The organism is Opacimonas viscosa, from assembly GCF_024199005.1.
GTDB classification, from domain to species: Bacteria; Pseudomonadota; Gammaproteobacteria; order Enterobacterales; family Alteromonadaceae; genus Opacimonas; species Opacimonas viscosa.
The window spans coordinates 1-19,113 of record NZ_JANATA010000003.1 but is presented as its reverse complement, the minus strand read 5'-3'; the positions used below and the strand labels follow the sequence as shown (position 1 = coordinate 19,113).

General features: G+C 42.0%; 17 protein-coding genes. 7 read left to right on the top strand and 10 right to left on the bottom strand.

The features are described 5' to 3' along the window. Positions 1–3: 3 nt before the first annotated feature. A complete protein-coding gene (gene phoB / locus NLF92_RS02840) occupies positions 4–690 on the bottom strand; it encodes a phosphate regulon transcriptional regulator PhoB (protein WP_254098675.1) in 687 nt (228 codons plus the stop codon). A gap of 157 nt (positions 691–847) precedes the next feature. On the opposite strand from phoB, the gene rdgC reads away from it, so the two are divergent. Then, positions 848–1,750 carry a recombination-associated protein RdgC gene (rdgC, locus tag NLF92_RS02835; RefSeq protein WP_254098673.1) on the top strand — a complete coding sequence of 301 codons (903 nt, stop codon included), beginning with the start codon at positions 848–850 and terminating at the stop codon, positions 1,748–1,750. Between the two features lie 195 nt (positions 1,751–1,945). Here rdgC and NLF92_RS02830 read toward each other — a convergent pair whose 3' ends face one another. The 5 genes from NLF92_RS02830 to folB form a co-directional block, all read right to left on the bottom strand. Then, the gene (locus tag NLF92_RS02830) at positions 1,946–2,785 is read right to left on the bottom strand and encodes an HDOD domain-containing protein (RefSeq protein ID WP_254098671.1); all 840 of its coding nucleotides are present in this window, start codon (positions 2,783–2,785) and stop codon (positions 1,946–1,948) included. A gap of 54 nt (positions 2,786–2,839) precedes the next feature. Then, a complete protein-coding gene (locus NLF92_RS02825; protein ID WP_254098669.1) occupies positions 2,840–3,205 on the bottom strand; it encodes a histidine triad nucleotide-binding protein in 366 nt (121 codons plus the stop codon). 9 nt (positions 3,206–3,214) lie between these two features. Beyond that, positions 3,215–4,012: an undecaprenyl-diphosphate phosphatase gene (locus NLF92_RS02820; protein ID WP_254098667.1), complete on the bottom strand. Its 798-nt coding sequence runs from the start codon at positions 4,010–4,012 to the stop codon at positions 3,215–3,217. A gap of 82 nt (positions 4,013–4,094) precedes the next feature. Beyond that, on the bottom strand, positions 4,095–4,598 hold the full coding sequence (folK, locus tag NLF92_RS02815) for a 2-amino-4-hydroxy-6-hydroxymethyldihydropteridine diphosphokinase (RefSeq protein WP_254098665.1): 504 nt from the start codon (positions 4,596–4,598) through the stop codon (positions 4,095–4,097). Positions 4,599–4,613: 15 nt separating this feature from the next. Beyond that, entirely contained in the window at positions 4,614–4,985 is a 372-nt protein-coding gene (gene folB / locus NLF92_RS02810) for a dihydroneopterin aldolase (protein ID WP_254098663.1), read from the bottom strand. A gap of 77 nt (positions 4,986–5,062) precedes the next feature. Here folB and plsY point away from each other — a divergent pair, with 77 nt between their 5' ends. After that, complete coding sequence (plsY, locus tag NLF92_RS02805) at positions 5,063–5,641, top strand: glycerol-3-phosphate 1-O-acyltransferase PlsY (RefSeq protein WP_254098661.1); 579 nt, start codon at positions 5,063–5,065, stop codon at positions 5,639–5,641. Positions 5,642–5,680: 39 nt separating this feature from the next. On the opposite strand, the gene tsaD is transcribed toward plsY, so the two are convergent. After that, complete coding sequence (gene tsaD / locus NLF92_RS02800; protein ID WP_254098659.1) at positions 5,681–6,694, bottom strand: tRNA (adenosine(37)-N6)-threonylcarbamoyltransferase complex transferase subunit TsaD; 1,014 nt, start codon at positions 6,692–6,694, stop codon at positions 5,681–5,683. Between the two features lie 293 nt (positions 6,695–6,987). On the opposite strand from tsaD, the gene rpsU reads away from it, so the two are divergent. The 4 genes from rpsU (at position 6,988) to rpoD (ending at position 11,711) form a co-directional block, all read left to right on the top strand. After that, entirely contained in the window at positions 6,988–7,203 is a 216-nt protein-coding gene (rpsU, locus tag NLF92_RS02795; protein WP_010180998.1) for a 30S ribosomal protein S21, read from the top strand. Positions 7,204–7,303: 100 nt separating this feature from the next. Next, complete coding sequence (locus NLF92_RS02790) at positions 7,304–7,747, top strand: GatB/YqeY domain-containing protein (RefSeq protein ID WP_254098657.1); 444 nt, start codon at positions 7,304–7,306, stop codon at positions 7,745–7,747. Positions 7,748–7,752: 5 nt separating this feature from the next. After that, on the top strand, positions 7,753–9,534 hold the full coding sequence (dnaG, locus tag NLF92_RS02785) for a DNA primase (RefSeq protein WP_254098655.1): 1,782 nt from the start codon (positions 7,753–7,755) through the stop codon (positions 9,532–9,534). Between the two features lie 350 nt (positions 9,535–9,884). Next, positions 9,885–11,711, top strand: coding sequence for an RNA polymerase sigma factor RpoD (gene rpoD, locus NLF92_RS02780; RefSeq protein WP_254098653.1), 1,827 nt, complete (start codon positions 9,885–9,887; stop codon positions 11,709–11,711). 173 nt (positions 11,712–11,884) lie between these two features. On the opposite strand, the gene NLF92_RS02775 is transcribed toward rpoD, so the two are convergent. Next, positions 11,885–14,995: an efflux RND transporter permease subunit gene (locus tag NLF92_RS02775; RefSeq protein WP_254098651.1), complete on the bottom strand. Its 3,111-nt coding sequence runs from the start codon at positions 14,993–14,995 to the stop codon at positions 11,885–11,887. Positions 14,996–14,997: 2 nt separating this feature from the next. Next, positions 14,998–16,056 carry an efflux RND transporter periplasmic adaptor subunit gene (locus tag NLF92_RS02770; protein ID WP_254098649.1) on the bottom strand — a complete coding sequence of 353 codons (1,059 nt, stop codon included), beginning with the start codon at positions 16,054–16,056 and terminating at the stop codon, positions 14,998–15,000. Positions 16,057–16,509: 453 nt separating this feature from the next. Here NLF92_RS02770 and NLF92_RS02765 point away from each other — a divergent pair, with 453 nt between their 5' ends. Further along, positions 16,510–18,270, top strand: coding sequence for an acyl-CoA dehydrogenase family protein (locus NLF92_RS02765; RefSeq protein ID WP_254098647.1), 1,761 nt, complete (start codon positions 16,510–16,512; stop codon positions 18,268–18,270). A gap of 12 nt (positions 18,271–18,282) precedes the next feature. Here the strand turns inward: NLF92_RS02765 and NLF92_RS02760 are convergent, their stop codons facing one another. Continuing rightward, the gene (locus NLF92_RS02760) at positions 18,283–18,933 is read right to left on the bottom strand and encodes a DUF3016 domain-containing protein (protein WP_254098645.1); all 651 of its coding nucleotides are present in this window, start codon (positions 18,931–18,933) and stop codon (positions 18,283–18,285) included. Between the last annotated feature and the right edge of the window lie 180 nt (positions 18,934–19,113).

Below are 19,113 nucleotides of genomic sequence, written 5' to 3'. Positions count from 1 at the left end.
TCTCTATTTGGTTGAAAAACGATAACCTGCACCACGTACAGTCTGAATTAAACGATCATGCCCATGTAATTCGATGGCCTTGCGTAAGCGACGAATATGGACATCCACCGTACGGTCTTCGACAAACACATTCGTTCCCCATACATTATCTAACAGTTGCTCACGAGAATACACTCGTTCTGGATGCGTCATAAAAAAATGTAATAATTTAAATTCAGTTGGGCCCATATCCAAAGGATCATCATGCGCAAACACACGGTGTGACACCGGTTCCAGTGTTAACCCTTCATAATGGATAGGTTCTTCCTTATTCGTCGGGGCAACACGGCGTAATACGGCTTTAATACGAGCGACTAACTCCTTGGGAGAAAATGGCTTCGTGATATAATCATCGGCTCCTGCTCCCAAGCCACGGATTTTGTCTTCTTCTTCGCCCCGAGCCGTCAACATAATAATCGGAATTGTGCTCGTTTGGGGAGTTTCTTTCAGTTGTTTTGCAAACTGAACGCCGCTTCCACCTGGCAACATCCAATCCAACAAAATCAAATCTGGATACGGTTCTACCACTTGCGCCAAACCTGCATCATAATCAGCAGCTTCTAGCACATCAAACCCAGAATGATCGAGGACAATCTTCAACATCTCACGGATAGACAATTCATCTTCTACCAACAATATTTTCTTTGGCACACAATTACTCCTTGTTAACTAAGTGCTATTATTCATGTTTATTGTGACAGTTTTATTAAACATAACTACTAATCGTGAAAAATAAAACTTAAATTGTCAGTTCCGTATTTTGTTGATATGGTTCGCGCCCTTTTCCCTGTTTTCCATGAGGCTTACAATGTGGTTTAAAAATGCCAAACTCTACCAACTCACACAACCCTTATCATTTGATGATGAAAATCTCCAAGAATGCTTGAACAACGTTGTGTTCCGTCCTTGTGGTTCACAAGAGTTAGCCACTATGGGCTTCGCTCCACCCATGCCTGGGGGCAAAGAGTTATTTCATGCTGTTGGCGAGAATTACTTATTTTGTTTAAAAAAACAAGAACGTATTTTACCTGCTGCAGTGATCAATGCCGAACTCGCTGACAAAGTATTACAAATTGAACAAGAACAAGGCTCCCCAGTGGGTAAAAAAGCCCAACAAGATCTGAAAGAAGAAATCGTACAGCGCTTGCTGCCTCAAGCGTTTACCAAAAATAGTTTTACGTTTGGTTTTATTAGCCTAAAAGAGAATCTCGTCATTGTCGACGCTTCGGCGGATGGCAAAGCAGAAGTGTTACTAGCGATGTTGCGAAAAGCATTGGGTTCTCTACCTGTGGTACCTTTGTGTCGCAGTGCAATCCATGCACAATTAACCCATTGGATTACTGAGACTCCACCGGCCGAAATCGAACTCTTACAAGAAGCAGAATTAAAAGCACATGATGATGAAGGTGCTATTGTTCGTTGCAAAAACCAAGATTTGACCAGCGAAGAAATTATCCAACATATCGACAATGGCAAAATGGTTGAAAAAATCGCGGTAGGTTACGCTGAGCGAGTCACGCTATTGCTAGAACAAGATTGTAGTGTCAAGCGTCTTAAATACGCGGATATTCTAAAAGAAGAAAACCAAGACATTCCCAAAGATCAACAAGCAGCTCGCTTTGATGCTGATTATGCATTGATGTCAGCAGAGCTGATAGAACTGGCGAAGTTTTTACAAAAAACCTTTGCTCTGGATGACGCTGCAGAGTGAACTACCCCGCGACATTGCTTCGCTCTGATCACGGGGTTTTCTCGCTAAATTCTTATAAAAGTATAGATTCCGAGCTTTGCGCAATAAAAAAGGCGTAATATCAAATATTACGCCTTTTTACTATACGGCCTCTCGAGCTGTATATCAGTATTGTAAATCATCATCCGTTGATGAAATTACGCCACTTTTCTAGCTTTACTCACTAAAAATTGATTTACCTTTTGCCACAAGATCATTGAACTCTGGAGTATCAAACTCCGAAAAATCTTCGGTAATTTTCTTTAATTGTAGATTGTTGCGCACAGACTCAGCGATGTCGTTATCGAGTTTTCCATTCAGCAAATAAGCTAAACGAATAAAGTCGATATAATCGACATGAGTATTCGTAACTTGACTATCAAAGGCATGGCGCGAGATTTGTGCGAACAAGGCATCAAATTCCCACTGTGCGATGATCTTGGTTGATACCGCTGAGACCACTGCAGGCGATAAAGTATCGATAAACTTTTGGTTTGCAAACACTTCTGGATTGCGTTCTGCTTCCGCAAGAATGGGTAAATAACCAATGTTATGCACCATCGCAGCTAACGTCATCGTGTCGATATTCAAACGTTTGTCTTGACTGTTGGTTTGATATAGGGTCAGGGCTGCTAGTGCTGTTGTCGTAACATTTATAATGTCTTTTAACGCCCGGTCCATTAATTTTGTAATAAGGGGATGTTGAGCTTCAAAAAGTTGCTCTATAGCCAATGCAGTGGTGATGTTTTTTATTTGACTTAAACCGATACGAGTCACCGCTTGGGCAACTGTCTGGACTTTTACCTGACGGCCCATAAAAGCGGAGTTACTGATTTTAATAATCCGTGCAGAAAGTGCAGGATCTAAGGTAATCAGTTCAGCCATAGCCGTAACATTGGTGTTTGGGTTTTCAGTCGCTTCGCGAATTTTTAAAGCCACATTGGGTAATGTAGGTAAAACTAGAAGGTCCTGTTCTAGTTTTTCGTTAATGACTAACGCAAGCGCATTATTGAGCATAAGTAAGGTCCATTTACATAAGTAAAAACTGTATCGACCCTACCGAATGATTATTTATACTGTTTTTAATTTTTCTTGATACGGTGGCCAACCTAAAGGCTTACCAGCAAGTACATGTAAATGAATGTGGTATACGGTTTGCCCACCGTATTCGTTACAATTCATGACAGTTCTATAGCCTTGTTCGGCAAATCCTTGTTCTCTAGCTATTTGTGCCGCTACCGCAGACAATTTACCAACGACAGGGTAATCATCTGGCGTAATATCGTTAATTGTCACGATTTGTTTTTTGGGGATCACCAAAAAATGGATAGGAGCTTGGGGAGCTATATCTTCAAATGCGAGGACATCGTCATCTTCATACAGGATTGTTGCTGGAATTTCTTTTGCTATGATTTTATCAAAAATGGTTGCAGCCATGATTATCTCCTAGACCAATAAAATGATAAGTATGCCACCCAGTAATAAACGATAAACTACAAAAGGTGTCATACCAATACGATTAATAAAATTCAGGAACAAAGCAATACACGCATATGCCGATACAAAAGAAAACAACGCGCCATAGGCCAATGCCGACCAATCAACTGCGGCAGCGTCTTGTAATAAATCTAATGTTGCTAATAAACCGGCCCCTAAAATAACAGGAATCGACAGCAAGAAAGAAAAACGTGCAGCAGATTCTCTATCGTAGCCCAACAACAAACCAGCCGTCATCGTGATACCTGAGCGAGACGTTCCCGGAATCAGAGCCACAGCCTGAGCAAAGCCGATAATGAGCGTGTGTTGCCAAGTCATTTGACCAATATTTTTAACTAAGTGAGCTTGTTTGTCGGCGTACCATAACAACAAACCAAAAACGATGGTGGTGACAGCAATTACCTCACCGGAACGCGCATAAACCTCGATGAAGTCTTTCAGTGTAAAACCGATCACCACAGCAGGAATAGTCCCTATGATCACCCACCACGCCAGTCGGCTATTGGCTGTTTGTTGTTTGGTAAAACCACATTTGCACCAGTCAATCAGCATATTCATGATGTCATCTCGAAAATAAATCATCACGGCGAGTAAACTACCCACATGGACTGCTACGTCAAAGGCTAAACCTTGGCTGTCCCAACCTAAAATCGTCTCGGGTAAGATCAGATGTGCTGAAGAAGAAATGGGTAAAAACTCGGTTATCCCTTGAATTATCGCCAAGATAATAATTTCGAACATTGTCATTGGTTAGCTTCCCTGTTGCATTGCTATATCTTATTGAACTGTTGATCAGTCCATGCTTTTGTCATTTTTAAATATGTGATAATTAGCTTATCGACCACTGTATATCGACTTGCCATAATTTTTGTTCCGGAGCACTAAAAGCGTCCCACATCGCTTGATAAGTTTGCCCGGTTCCTGGATGAATCAGATCTGGTACTAAGTCAGCCATAGGGCGTAAACAAAATGCATGAAAAGTGATCTCAGGTCGCGGTAACACAATAGGTTCAATACTGACCACATCATCATAAGTGAGTAAATCAATATCTAAAGTACGAGCTGCGTATTTTTCCTCACTGCGTACTCGGTCATTGTCTTGTTCAATTTGTTTAAATACCGCATTAACTTCTGTAATGGATAAATCCGTATATGCACTGGCCACTAAATTGTAAAAAGGTGAGCCATTAAACCCAACGGCAGCAGTTTCATACGTGGGTGATAAGGTCAGTTCAGCAAATGCATTATGCAAAGCTTGTAATCCTCTTTGCGTATAATATTCGCGATTTATATTCGAACCAATACTAATTAAAATGTGATGTTGTTGCGGCATCCGTATTCCAAAAACTTAAAGATTAATCTCAGTCCGACGACGTTGAATATGAATAGCCACCTGTACATCATTTGGCATAATATCGGGTTTGTGCAAGGTCAAATCAATCTGTTGGATTGCCGTAAATTGTGCCAATAAATCCCGACAGACATGTTCCGCTAGGGCTTCCAATAAGGCATACGCTGAAGCATCACAAATCTGCGTTATTACTTCAGTGACCTTCGCATAATCCACTGCATCGGAGACAGCATCAGACAGTCCTGCTGGGCGACAATCTACATGACAATCTAATTCAAAAATCACCCGTTGTTTTGCATCTCGCTCAAAATCATACACACCAATCAAAACCGGTAACTGTAAATTGCGGATAAGAACCTTGTCGGACATGTTGACTCTCTGTGGTAATTGCACAATAAAAGGGGTAAATTGAGGTATAGTTTACAGCAAAGCAGGCGGAGAAGTATATGCTTATTACAAGCCTTTTCATGGTGCTTGTTGCGTACCTACTGGGTTCCATCACAAGTGCTTTGCCTATTGCCAAGCTATTTAATCTCCCTGATCCCAGAACTCAAGGCTCAAACAATGCTGGGGCAACCAATATCTATCGCTTGGGTGGAAAACGTCCTGCTTTACTAGTTTTGTGTGCTGATATATTGAAAGGAACGGTGCCAGTATACGTCGGTTTTTATCTCGGTCTAACGCCTTTAGCATTGGGGTTTGTTGCTCTCGGTGCTTGTCTAGGACATATGTATCCGGTGTATTTTCAGTTCCAAGGTGGCAAAGGTGTCGCGACAGCTTTAGGGTGTTTTCTCCCTTTGGGATTTGATTTTGTCGGAATCTTAATTACGCTATGGATCATTATCTATCGAATATTTAGATGGTCTTCATTGGCTGCACTAGTGACCGTTGGTGTTGCTCCTAGCCTAGCGTATTGGCTCCAACCTGACTTCACTTATCCAGTAGCCATGCTCAGCGGATTAATTGTTTTCCAACACAGAAGTAACATCCTACGCTTAGTGCAAGGCACCGAACCGAAAACCTAAACCACTATAAACAGCTGTGCTAAGGTATTTAATGGTGAATCACACTGGGGGTAAATCCTCAAGTGGCCAGCGCGGTAAGGAACGTACATTATCTGTTTCGATTTGACCTGCTTGTAAACGCTGCATACCCGCATAAGCGATCATCGCACCGTTATCTGTACACAAGCCTAAACTTGGATAAAAGACTGCACCGCCTATTTTTTTTAACTCTGAGTCAAAACGTGTACGCAACATGGTATTCGCACTGACCCCTCCAGCAATAACAACACGTTTGTAGCCGGTTTGTTGCAAGGCTCGTTTACTTTTAATTAATAAGGTATCTACTACGGCTTCTTGAAAAGCATAAGCAATATTCGCTCGGGTTTGAGGGTCGTCTGCGTTAGCCCTAATCGTATTCGCAGCAAAGGTTTTTAAGCCAGAAAAACTTAAATCTAAACCAGGACGATCGGTCATTGGGCGAGGAAATTTATAGTGCCCAGGTTCACCTTGTTCGGCTAATTTTGCCAATAAAGGGCCACCCGGGTAATCTAGCCCCATTAATTTTGCAGTTTTATCAAAGGCTTCTCCGGCGGCATCATCAATGGACTCACCCAAAACCTTGTATCGACCAATCCCCTGTACATCAACGATCATCGAGTGACCACCGGATACCAGTAATGCGATAAACGGAAAAGCAGGGATTTCATCTTCAAGCATAGGGGCGAGCAAATGCCCTTCCATATGATGCACACCAACGGTCGGTAAATCCCAAGCAAATGCCAGACTTCGCGCCACGCAAGAACCCACCAAAAGTGCCCCAATAAGTCCAGGACCACGGGTATAAGCGATACCGTCCAAGTCTTCAGCTGTCGTCTTCGCTTCGGCAAGCGTTTTTTGGATCAAAGGAATGATTTTGCGCACATGGTCACGGGATGCTAACTCAGGAACCACACCACCATAATCAGCATGGAGTTTAACTTGGCTATACAATTGATGTGCCAACAAACCTTGCTCATTGTCATACACGGCAATACCCGTTTCATCACATGATGTTTCAAAACCCAAAATACGCATACTTACTTCTACCAAATACTCATATATAAACCTATTGTACTGTGATTTAATACCAGTACCAATATTTAACCGCCATCTCGTTATGTATTGCAACAAAAAGCACAGAAACTACAACTTATCTAGATAAATGCCTTTACAAAGGTTTTAAATATGATTAGAATTGCGCACCATTTTTTAGACAAGACGACTTGTTTTTGGCGATAAAATACCCTGGTTGATGAACTTAATATTTCACCAAGGTCAGTCAGACAACTCGGATTGAAGATTTTATTAATATTGAGGTTTATATTTAAATGCCTATCGTTAAAGTTAGAGAGAACGAACCATTTGACGTTGCACTACGCCGTTTCAAGCGTTCATGTGAAAAAGCTGGCGTATTATCAGAAGTACGTAAGCGTGAGTTTTTTGAAAAGCCTACGTGGGAACGTAAGCGCAAAAAAGCTGCAGCGAAAAAGCGTCATCTTAAAAAGCTTTCTCGCGAAAATGCACGTCGCGTAAAACTTTACTAAGTTTTAGCTCGTATATATTAACAGCACTATCACAGTGTTGGATAACTTAAAGCGGTTTAAACCGCTTTTTGTGTTTTTGTCAGTTTATTAAGGAATCGAAATGTCTTTATTAGCTACTCTTAAAGATGCCCAAAAAGAAGCAATGCGCGCCAAAGATAAAGTCCGTTTGGGTACCATTCGTATGGCACTTGCTGCAGTAAAACAAAAAGAAGTGGATGAGCGAGTTGAGGTTACTGAAACAGATGTACTGGCTATCTTGACGAAAATGGTGAAACAGCGGAAAGAATCTGCGGCACAATATGTGGCTGCGAATCGCCAAGACTTAGCAGACGTCGAGTTAGCTGAGATCGCGATTGTCGAAAGCTTTTTACCACAACCACTGACAGCCGATGAAATAACGGCATTGATCACTGCAGCGATTGCACAAACCGGTGCAGCAGGCATGCAGGACATGGGTAAAGTTATGGGCGTGTTAAAGCCCCAAATGCAAGGTAGAGCTGATATGGGTAAAGTCAGCGGGCTGATCAAAGCACAGCTAGGTTAACCCCTATGGCCGGTAGAATCCCAAGAGATTTCATTGATGACTTGATCGCACGTAGCGACATCGTTGATATAGTGGATAACCGTGTCAAACTCAAAAAAGCAGGTCGTAATTATCAGGCCTGCTGCCCTTTTCATAACGAAAAAACCCCCTCCTTTAGCGTTTCTCCAGATAAACAGTTCTATCATTGTTTTGGCTGTGGTGAACATGGTAATGCATTGAGCTTTATCATGGAATTTGACCGCTTGGAGTTCGTCGAAGCCGTGGAAGAACTCGCGCGATATCACGGTGTTGAAGTGCCGCGAGAAAATACTGGGAAACCACATAACCCAGCCGAATCACAACGGAAAAAACAACAGTTAGATGATGATTATGCGTTAATGGAAAAAGCCGCCAAGTATTTCCAATACCAGTTGCGTAATCATCCTCAAAAACAACAAATCATCGACTATTTGAAAAACAGAGATATCTCCGGTGCAACAGTCAAAGACTGGGAAATTGGTTTTGCGCCTGATGAGTGGCAAGGCCTCGCAGATCGTTTGGCTGTAAACGCACACGCCACCGGGCAATGTCTTGATTTAAAACTCATGACCAAAAACGATAACGGCAAAACATTTGATTTTTTTCGGAATCGCTTAATGTTTCCTATCCGCGACCGTCGAGGGCGTGTGATTGGTTTTGGTGGTCGTGTTATCGAGTCTGATGATAATGGTCCCAAATACCTAAACTCACCTGAAACGCGCATATTTTTCAAAGGTTCTGAGCTTTATGGTTTATATCGTGCTAGACAGCTACATCGGAATTTGCGTCGCTTGGTCGTGGTTGAAGGTTATATGGATGTAGTAGCCTTAAGCCAATTTGGAATTGATTATGCAGTGGCTTCATTAGGCACATCAACCACACCAGAACACGTGCAACTCATGCTGCGTAACACCGATGAAATAGTGTGTTGCTATGATGGTGACAAAGCTGGTCGCTCTGCGGCCTGGCGAACTTTAGAAAATGCGCTGCCACAACTCAAAGACGGTAAAATCATTAAGTTCATGTTTTTACCTGATGGTGAAGATCCAGACACGATGGTCCGTCAGGTTGGTAAAGAAGCGCTAGAAGAAATGTTTGATAAAGCCTTACCGCTATCACAGTTTTTATTTAATAATTTAATCGAACGTCACGACATTTCTACTGGGGAAGGAAAAGCGGCCTTCAAGAAGGAAGCAAGCCCTCTTATTGAAGCCGTTGCGGGCGACAATCTAAAAGAAATTCTAGCCAAAGAATTAGCCAAGTACATGGGTAATTCAGATGAGTATCAACTACAAGTGGATATGGCAAAGGCCAAACAAAACAAGCGGCCACGTAAAATACAATACCAAACCCCTCAGAAACTATCGCAGTCCCCAGTAAGAATGATGCTCCGCTTGCTACTTGAACACCCACCTGTTGCGGTCCAAGCTAACGAAGTAAACCCTCTGATTTTGGCTGATACGGGTATTGCAGGTATTGATATATTAAATCAAGTTTTTACCTATTGTCAGGCAAAGCCCCATGCGAATACCGCTTTGTTATTTGAGAACTTTAAAGACGCTCCTTTTATCCAACATTTGACCAAACTTTTACAATCCGAATGTTTAGTCCAGCCGGAGGATTATGCCACAGTGTATAGAGATTGCTTTAGTCGTCTTATCTCTCAGTACCTGGATGCTCGCAAAGAAAGCTTAATCGCCAAATCGAGAGGCGCAGGTCTCACCCAATCCGAAAAAGAAGAACTTAATAAATTGTTATTGCAGGGGTAAAAACTCCAGTCAACAACGTTTAGTTTTTGGATCTTTGGTAACAAGTTATATCCCCCAAGGGCCTTATTTTCATTGGGTAAAAATTCGTTAGACAGCATCTAAATTTGCAATTTGATTTGACTTTTACCAATTTGGGTCGATAGTTATCACATCCGGTTGTAAAAATACCGATTAAATATGCGAAAAAAATCATCACTAACTAGCCATTTTTATGGTTTTTAGCTATAATTCGCTATCCGATAACGTCTCAGTGAAGAGTATCGTTTCTAATTTCAACGAGTCAATGTTCTCAAAGCAGGATGCTAGTAGAAAAAGCAGTACATTGATTTGCATGAGAAGTGTATATATTTATGCAAAGTAAGCAGTCTCAGATTAAACTCCTGATTGCCAAAGGTAAAGAACAAGGTTACTTAACCTTTGCTGAAGTCAACGACCATCTTCCTGATGACATCGTAGATTCAGACCAAATTGAAGACATCATCCGAATGATTAATGACATGGGTATTCAAGTATTTGAATCCGCCCCTGACTCTGATGAACTTCTGATGGCCGAAACAACGACTGATGAGGAAGTTGCGGAAGCTGCCGCTCAAGCATTAGCAACTGTTGAAAGTGAAATTGGTCGCACAACCGATCCTGTTCGCATGTACATGCGCGAGATGGGGACCGTTGAACTCTTGACCCGTGAAGGCGAAATCGAAATTGCCAAGCGTATTGAAGACGGTATCAACCAAGTTCAAGGTTCTGTAGCCGAATACCCAGAAGCTATTACTTATTTACTTGACCAATGGGACTTATTCGAAGCAGAAGAAATTCGCTTATCCGATATCATTATTGGTTTTGTTGACCCGAACGAAACAGATGATATTGCACCTACTGCTACTCATATTGGTTCTGAACTTTCCGAAGAAGAGCTCGATGAGGAAGACGATGACTCTGAAGGTGACGAGGAAGAAGAAGATACTGGTGTCGATCCAGAGCTCGCTCGTGAAAAATTCGAAGCCTTGCGTAGTCAGTATGCAAAAACACGCGATCTTATTGAAGCTAAAGGTCGTTCAAGTGCTGCTGCCAAAAGACAAATTGCAGCGCTTTCTGAATTATTCAAAGAATTTCGCTTAGTACCAAAGCAATTTGACCGTATGGTTAAAAATATGCGCGGTATGATGGACCGTATTCGTATTCAAGAACGTTTGATTATGAAACACTGTGTTATCCAAGCCAAAATGCCCAAAAAAGACTTTATCAAAGCATTTGCTGGTAACGAAACGTCTTCAGAATGGTTTCACAAGATCCTTAACTCAACGAAACCTTATGTACCAGTGTTAGAGACATTTACGGAAGATATTGAACGCAGTATCAGTAAAATGGTTGCGGTAGAAAATGAAACGGGTTTAGACATTGTCGATATCAAAGATATTAACCGTCGTATGTCTATCGGTGAAGCTAAGGCGAGACGTGCCAAAAAAGAAATGGTCGAAGCAAATCTTCGTCTAGTAATCTCTATCGCGAAAAAATACACCAACCGCGGTTTACAATTCTTGGATCTTATCCAAGAAGGTAACATTGGTTTGATGAAAGCAGTTGACAAATTTGAATACCGCCGTGGTTATAAGTTCTCTACTTATGCAACATGGTGGATACGTCAGGCGATTACTCGCTCTATCGCTGACCAAGCCAGAACCATTCGTATCCCAGTGCATATGATTGAGACCATCAATAAGTTAAATCGGATTTCTCGTCAAATGCTTCAAGAAATGGGGCGTGAACCATCACCGGAAGAATTATCAGAACGCATGCAAATGCCTGAAGACAAGATCCGTAAGGTGCTGAAAATCGCTAAAGAGCCTATCTCAATGGAGACACCAATTGGTGATGATGAAGATTCACACTTAGGTGACTTCATCGAAGATAATACGATTATTCAGCCTCTAGACTCTGCTACTGGTGGTAGTTTGAAAGATGCTACCCAAGATGTATTATCTGGTTTGACAGCACGTGAAGCTAAAGTCTTGAGAATGCGTTTCGGCATTGATATGAATACTGACCATACTTTGGAAGAAGTTGGTAAACAGTTTGATGTCACTCGTGAGCGTATTCGTCAGATTGAAGCTAAAGCTTTACGTAAACTACGTCACCCAAGTCGTTCTGAACAACTGCGTAGTTTCTTAGACGAGTAAACCGACACAAATTATTACTTGGTACTTGATGTATCGAGCATTCAGAAAAATACAAAGCCCTTCATAATGAAGGGCTTTTTTTATCTATTTAAATTAATTGTTACAGCAATGTCAAAGACGAATGAGGGGGGAGTAGTCAAAGCATAAAACGCAGTACTTTGACTATTGCTGACTTATACCCCATCCCCCTTTTTATACGGAATATCAGCATCTTGCTTCTCTAAAGCTTGGGTTAATGCTTCTGGAGAAGTCGTATTACGAGCCATATAATAATAAATAGTAGGTACCACGAATAAAGTTAAAAAGGTTGAAAACAACACACCACCGAATATGACCATACCGATAACCGCACGACTTTCAGAGCCAGGTCCGATCGCCAGCACCAAAGGCAAAGCAGTAAATACCGTCGTAAAGCCCGTCATTACGATGGGCCTTAATCGTTGCGTCGCTGCGGTAATTAAGGCGTCTGTAAACTCTTGACCGGCATCACGTAGTTGATTGGCAAATTCAACAATCAAAATACCGTTCTTCGCAGCTAGACCTATCAACATGACCAAACCAATCTGACTATAAATATTTAACGACATGCCATTTAAATACAAGCCAATGTAGGCCCCAACTAACGCTAAAGGAACCGTCAACATAATCACCAAAGGATGGATCCAGCTTTCAAACTGCGCAGCTAATACTAGATACGTAATCGCTAGTGCCATAGCAAAGATAAAGATGAATGAATTTCCTGAATCTTGATACAACTGAGATTGGCCTTTGTAATCAATACTTACCCCGTCTGGAAGTTCAGTGGCGACAATATTCTCTAAATAAGTCAGTGCTTCACCTACTGTATAATCATCTGCTAAATTGGCAGATATAGTGATTGCACGCATCCTGTTATAACGATTCAGGGTCGATGAAGTCGCTTGTTCAGAAACCGATAGTAAATTATCCATGGGGATGAGTTCACCACTGCTTGCTGAGCGCACAAAGATGTTATCAATGCTACTTGGGCTCATATAGTCGGACTCCCGCCCTTCCATAATCACATCATATTCTTGCCCACGATCTAAATAACGAGACACTCTGCGTTGTCCCAACATTGTCTCCAGAGTACGTCCGATATCCGATATCGATACCCCTAGATCTGCTGCTCGCTCTTTGTCTATATTAACTAATAACTGCGGTGTCGTTTCTTTATAATCAGAATCTAACCTGAGCAACTTAGGGTTTTCACGTGCCTTATCCAGAACAATGTCACGCCATGCTACGAGTTCTTCATACGTATTCCCTTGCAACACAAACTGCACTGGTCGCCCTAACCCTCGACCACCAATAGATGAGCGCATAATGGCAAAAGCTCGAACATCGGGAATACTTTGTAGTTTACCGGTGACTTCACCCATCAGTGAAAACGTAGAGCGAGTCCGGTCTTCCCAGTCTGCCATACCGACAATTGCGATCCCTGCAGAGCCACCAAACCCTGGTGTACGAACGAGGACACGACGGACTTCACCAGTTTCCAGATAAGGGAGCAATAAGTCTTCTACCTTTTTCAAGTTCTCAGCGTTTGACTCATAACTTGCCCCTTGTTGCGACTGCATCAGAATAAAGAAATTACCACGGTCTTCCTTTGGCACAAATTCTTGGGGTAATTTAGTATTTAATTGATATAGCACACCACAACTCAGCGCAATCAATAGCACAACAATGAAAGGTTGTTTAATGGTTTGCCCTAATCGGTTTGCGTATCGCTGCTCTATTGATTTGAATGCGCGCTCAACCATTGCGCCAAAGCCACTACTGCGACTTCTGCGTTTCAGTAATTTTGAGGCCAACATTGGCGATAGCGTTAACGCGGTAAAACTAGAAAAAGCCACTGCAGCAGCAATAGCCAGCGCAAATTCGGTAAACAAGCGACCTATGTTGCCTTCCAAGAACACGAGCGGCACAAATACCGAAATCAATACTAATGTTGTCGCAATCACTGCAAAACCGACTTCTCTAGTACCTCGATAGGACGCAAGTAATGGTGGCTCGCCCATCTCGATGCGACGGTAAATGTTTTCCAAAACAACAATAGCATCGTCCACGACTAGACCAATAGCGAGTACCAAAGCTAACAAAGTTAATAAATTAATCGAGAACCCTAACATGTACATCACAATAAATGCTGCTAGCAATGATACCGGTACAGTTACTGCTGGAATAATGGTGGCACGCATATTCCCTAAGAATATATAAATAACGAGTACCACCATAAACATCGCAATCGCTAGGGTTTCATATACTTCTTTGATTGATTGTTCGATAAAGACTGATGAATCATAGCTTGGGACAATAAAAATATTATCTGGTAATGTCTCCGCAAGCTCTGCAATGGCAGCTTTAGCCGCTTTAGCCACTTCTAAGGTATTCGCTTTAGACTGTTTGACAATACCCAAACCAATCATGTTAACGCCATCACCTCGGAAATCGGTCTCATCATCTTCCGCGGCGAGTTCCACTTCTGCGACTTCAGCCAAACGCACAATATAACCATCTGCATTGGATTTAACTGCTAAACGAGAAAAGTCTTCTGGGGTTAAAAATGATCGCGCTACCCGGACTTCAAAATCTCGAGATGTGGACTCAACTTGACCCGCCGGCAGCTCAACATTTTCAGCTCTAATCACTCGTTCAATATCAGCGACAGTAACCCCTCGAGCCGCCATGGCATTGCGATCCAACCATACTTTCATAGCATAACTGCGCCCACCACCCAAGCGAACCCGAGCGACACCATCAACAATAGATAAACGATCCACCACAAAACGGTCGGCATAATCGGTCAATTCCATAACCGATAGATTCGTACTGCGTAAGTTATACCAAACAATGACATCTTCATCAGAGTTTGACTTAGCAACTTCTGGAGGAAAAGCCTGATCAGGAAGATTATTTAACGCTCGAGAAATACGTTCACGCACATCATTAGAAGCAGCATCGATGTCTCTAGATAAATTAAACTCTATCGAAATACTCGAACGACCATTGCGAGACGAAGAAGAAATATTTTTGATACCTTCTATACCACTGATGCGTTCTTCGAGTAACTGGGTGATGCGAGTTTCTACAATAGCGGCAGATGCACCTGGGTAACTCGTGTTAACTGAAACAATAGGAGGATCGATATCAGGGTATTCGCGTAAGGAGAGCAGCGTCACGGCGACTAAACCAAATACCAAAAGAATCAAATTTACGACTGAAGCAAAAACTGGACGCTTCACAGAAACATCAGATAACCACATGTTTATTCTCCAGCCCTATTTAAGACCTTTACTGCAGAACCGTTACGCACTCTTAAGGTGCCTTGGGTAATGACTTCTGCACCGGCACTAATACCGGACAAAATTTGGACTTGTCCTGGCTTTCTAGCACCAATTTGGACTTCAGTCTGCATCGCTTTGTCTTCTTGAACGACAAATACAAATTGTTTGTCTTCGATGGGCACCAGTGCTTTTTCATCGAGTACCAGCGTGTCAAGTACCTGCTTTTGTAACGTCACTGTTAGCAGCATACCAGGTTTAATCTTGCCCTCAGCATTAGCAATTTTGGTGCGCACACCGACTGAGCGAGTTACCGGGTCGATCCTAGAGTCAATGCTGAAAATCTCTCCGGTAAATACTTCGTCAGGATAAGCGATGGATTTTGCAAATACTTGTTGGCCATTAGAAATTGATGGAAGGTGTCTTTCCGCTACCGAAAAATCCAATTTGATTGTAGCTGTATCATCCAAGGTAGTAATGACTTCCCCAGCCTTCACATAAGCGCCAAGGCTAATGTTGCGCTGGCCTAGTGTTCCTGAAAATGGCGCTTTGATTTGTGTTTCAGCGAGGTTTGCCTGCACGACTTCGAGTTGTGCAGTTAATGCATCTACGCGTGCTTTTTGCTCATCTAATAATTGCTTAGATGCCGAGTTTGATTTTGCTAAATTTTTAATCCGCTGTAGTTGGCGTTTCGCTTCACCCAAGTTAGTGGTGATTTCATTTACTCTGGCTTGTTGTTGGCGAGAGTCCAAAGTCAACAACACATCTCCCGCTTGGACTTTTTGACCATCTTCGAAACGAATATCCGTGACTATGTCAGCCACCCGTGAGGTTAAGTTGATGGATTCGTTTGCAGTGGCTGTCCCTAACGCTTCAATCGTAATTGCAAAAGGTTTTTGTGCCAAGATTTCAGTGACTACCGGGGTCGCACCGCCACCCCGTTTTTGGGATGGTCCGTCGTTGGGTAGATTGATGTAAATGATAAAAGCAAGTAAGGCAATAACGCCTATCCATAGCGGTGAGAAACGCAGTAAACGAGTCATGTAGGATTTCCAGAATCAATTATATTTTAGTCAGTTTGAAAAACCTGATTTTACAACAGGATTTTTATTATTTTTATATTTTTTATCTTATATTTCGATCATACCTTAAGTACGGCTCCATATCTTAATTACATCTCGAATTTCGGATAACTGACAAGTTTTGTAACACATTACTTGTATTGATGATATGTGAACTACCCCGCGACGACACAACCGTTCCGTTCACGGGATTTTCTAGCTAAGTTTTGATAATTTTGTACTCAATACTTTGCCTCTCTCACTATTACTTTTTTAAAGTACAAGAAGTGAAGTGGCTCAACTTAAGCGCCCAATCACACATATGAAATACAATGATAATTATTTATCACTAAATTAACGCATTGTTTACATTTAAAAATTCGTTCATTTAGCATACAATACCCATAACTGGTCAAACCACCACTTGGAGTTATTATGCCGCAATACACAGCCCCTTTAACTGATTTTTCATTTCTATTAAACGATTGGCTAGATATCGACGCTCATTACACTGCTTTAGATGTCGCTGGAATGGATTCTGAATTGGCTCAAGAAATTATGGCACAAGGAGCCAAATTCGCCGAGACAGCCGTCGCTCCATTGAATCAAACCGGCGATGAGCAAGGTTGCCAACTCAATGCTGGCGTAGTAACCACTCCAGATGGATTTGCCGAAGCATATCATGAATATATTGCCAATGGCTGGAATGCGATGCTCGGTAACCCTGATTATGATGGTCAAGATCTCCCCTACACGATGGCGATCCCCGTTCATGAAATGCTGAATTCAGCGAATCTAAGTTGGCGTTTAACTACCATGTTGACTGAAAGTGCGGTGCTCGCACTAAATAAACACGGTTCACAAACACTCAAAGATACCTACCTCGCCAAACTGATCTCTGGTGAGTGGACAGGTACAATGAATTTAACTGAACCTCACGCTGGTACCGACTTAAGTTTGTTAGCGACTAAGGCCGAACCACAAGCCGACGGTACCTATCTCATCACCGGAAACAAAATCTTCATTACGGCTGGAGACCATAACTGGACAGATAATATCATTCATATGGTACTTGCCCGCTTGCCTGATGCTCCCCCAGGTGTAAAAGGAATTAGTTTATTTTTGGTGCCAAAAGTCATGGTCAACGCTGATGGTAGCTTAGGTGAATTGAATTCACTCACCGTAGGTAGCATTGAAAAGAAAATGGGCTTAAAAGGTTCGCCTACATGCGTTATGAATTATGATGCTGCCAAAGGTTATTTGGTCGGCGAACCAAATTCCGGTCTGGCTTGTATGTTTACCATGATGAACGATGCGCGTTTTCAAGTAGGTTTACAAGGTTTAGGCGTAGCAGAAGCATCATATCAAGGTGCGCTAAGCTATGCAGTAGAACGTTTGCAGTCTCGTGCACCACAAGGTCCACAACAACCAGATAGCAAAGCTGACCCGATTTTATGCCAACCTGACGTGAAACGTATGTTACTCATGCAACGTGCACTCACCGAAGGCTCTCGAGCATTGGCTATGCTCTATGCTCAGCAAATGGATGTTGAAAAATATGCAACAGATTCTGCTAAATCAGATGCAGAAGCCGTCATTGCCTATTTAACGCCTGTTTGTAAGGCCTTTTTTACTGATATGGCTACCGAAGTTTCTAATTATGGTATTCAGGTTTATGGTGGACATGGTTACATTCGTGAATGGGGTATGGAACAATTAGTGAGAGACACTCGAATTGCTCAGTTATATGAAGGAACCAATGGCATTCAAGCTGCAGATTTAATCGGTCGAAAACTCACTCGCTCCAATGGAACACTCATGCATACCACTCATGCACAATTTAGCAAAATCGTGGCGGCTATCACTGATCCAAGTTATCAAGAACAAGCTGAAGTACTCCTATCTGATTGGCTGGCAACGTCCAATGACTTACTAGGAAACTCACCAGAATATTGTGCTGCGGTAGCTTGTGATTATCTCAACTATGTTGCGTATACCTTGCTAGGGATATTGTGGCTGTCGATGCTAGATAAATTACCCAATACCGCTAATCAAGTATTTGCCCAAGGCAAACAGAAAACAGGTGAGTTTTATTTAGCGTATTTATTACCCAGAGCTGAACAGCACAAAACAGCTATGACGTTTGGACATGCAACAATCAATGCCTGCGCTGTAGATGATTTTGTCTTTGCTTAACTCTGAAATAGCCTAAGAGTGGTTTAAATCAACAAACCACTCTCGTAGCATATTTTTCTCATATTTTAATGATTCACTGCGAAAAAACGGATTGTGACGTTCCATAAAATTCATATCTTTTAAATTGACTTCTCCTTGCTTCAAGGTCGCTCCTGAGGCATCGACAAGGGTATATGTAAAACTCATCCGGGGAATATCGATACGTTTAATTATTCGTTGCTCACTCATGTTGTTGCCCAAGCCTGCAAAGCTTAAGGGTAAAACTCGGCCAGCTAAATCTAGATTTGTGACTGATAACTGTAAGCGTTGTCCGTCTGGTAAATCTGACGCTAATTTCGCTAAATATTTCGTTAAGCGGTTAAATGTGTGGTTTGCAAAGCGTTTTGTTGAGCTATTAGGTGAACGTATATCAGTAAAGTCTCGATAATCCCCCCAAACCACAGAGACATTATCCACGGTAATAGTTTGGACATTTGGCTTCTCTTCAGGTGTGTTTTCAGCAAAAGCTGAAGCCGTCGTCACTAGCGTAAATAATGTGATACCGAGGATATATTTAGTGAAACGAGAAGCCATAGATACCAAATCAAATGTGCAAGCTATGGCACTATTAAATGAGCCATGAGATTTTCTCGCAGGTAAGTTTGCCAAAAAATGTTGACGCATAATTATCTCCTAGTTTTTTCATAATGTAGCATATGTATTTGATAGGGTGAATGCGTGAAGGTTCAGAAAGAAAAAAACAAATTACTGAACGTCACATTTTATTAACAAAAATCCAACAAAATACCTGTGAACTACCCCGCGACAGAGCAAGTCTGATCACGGGGCTTCGGCTGTAAAGCT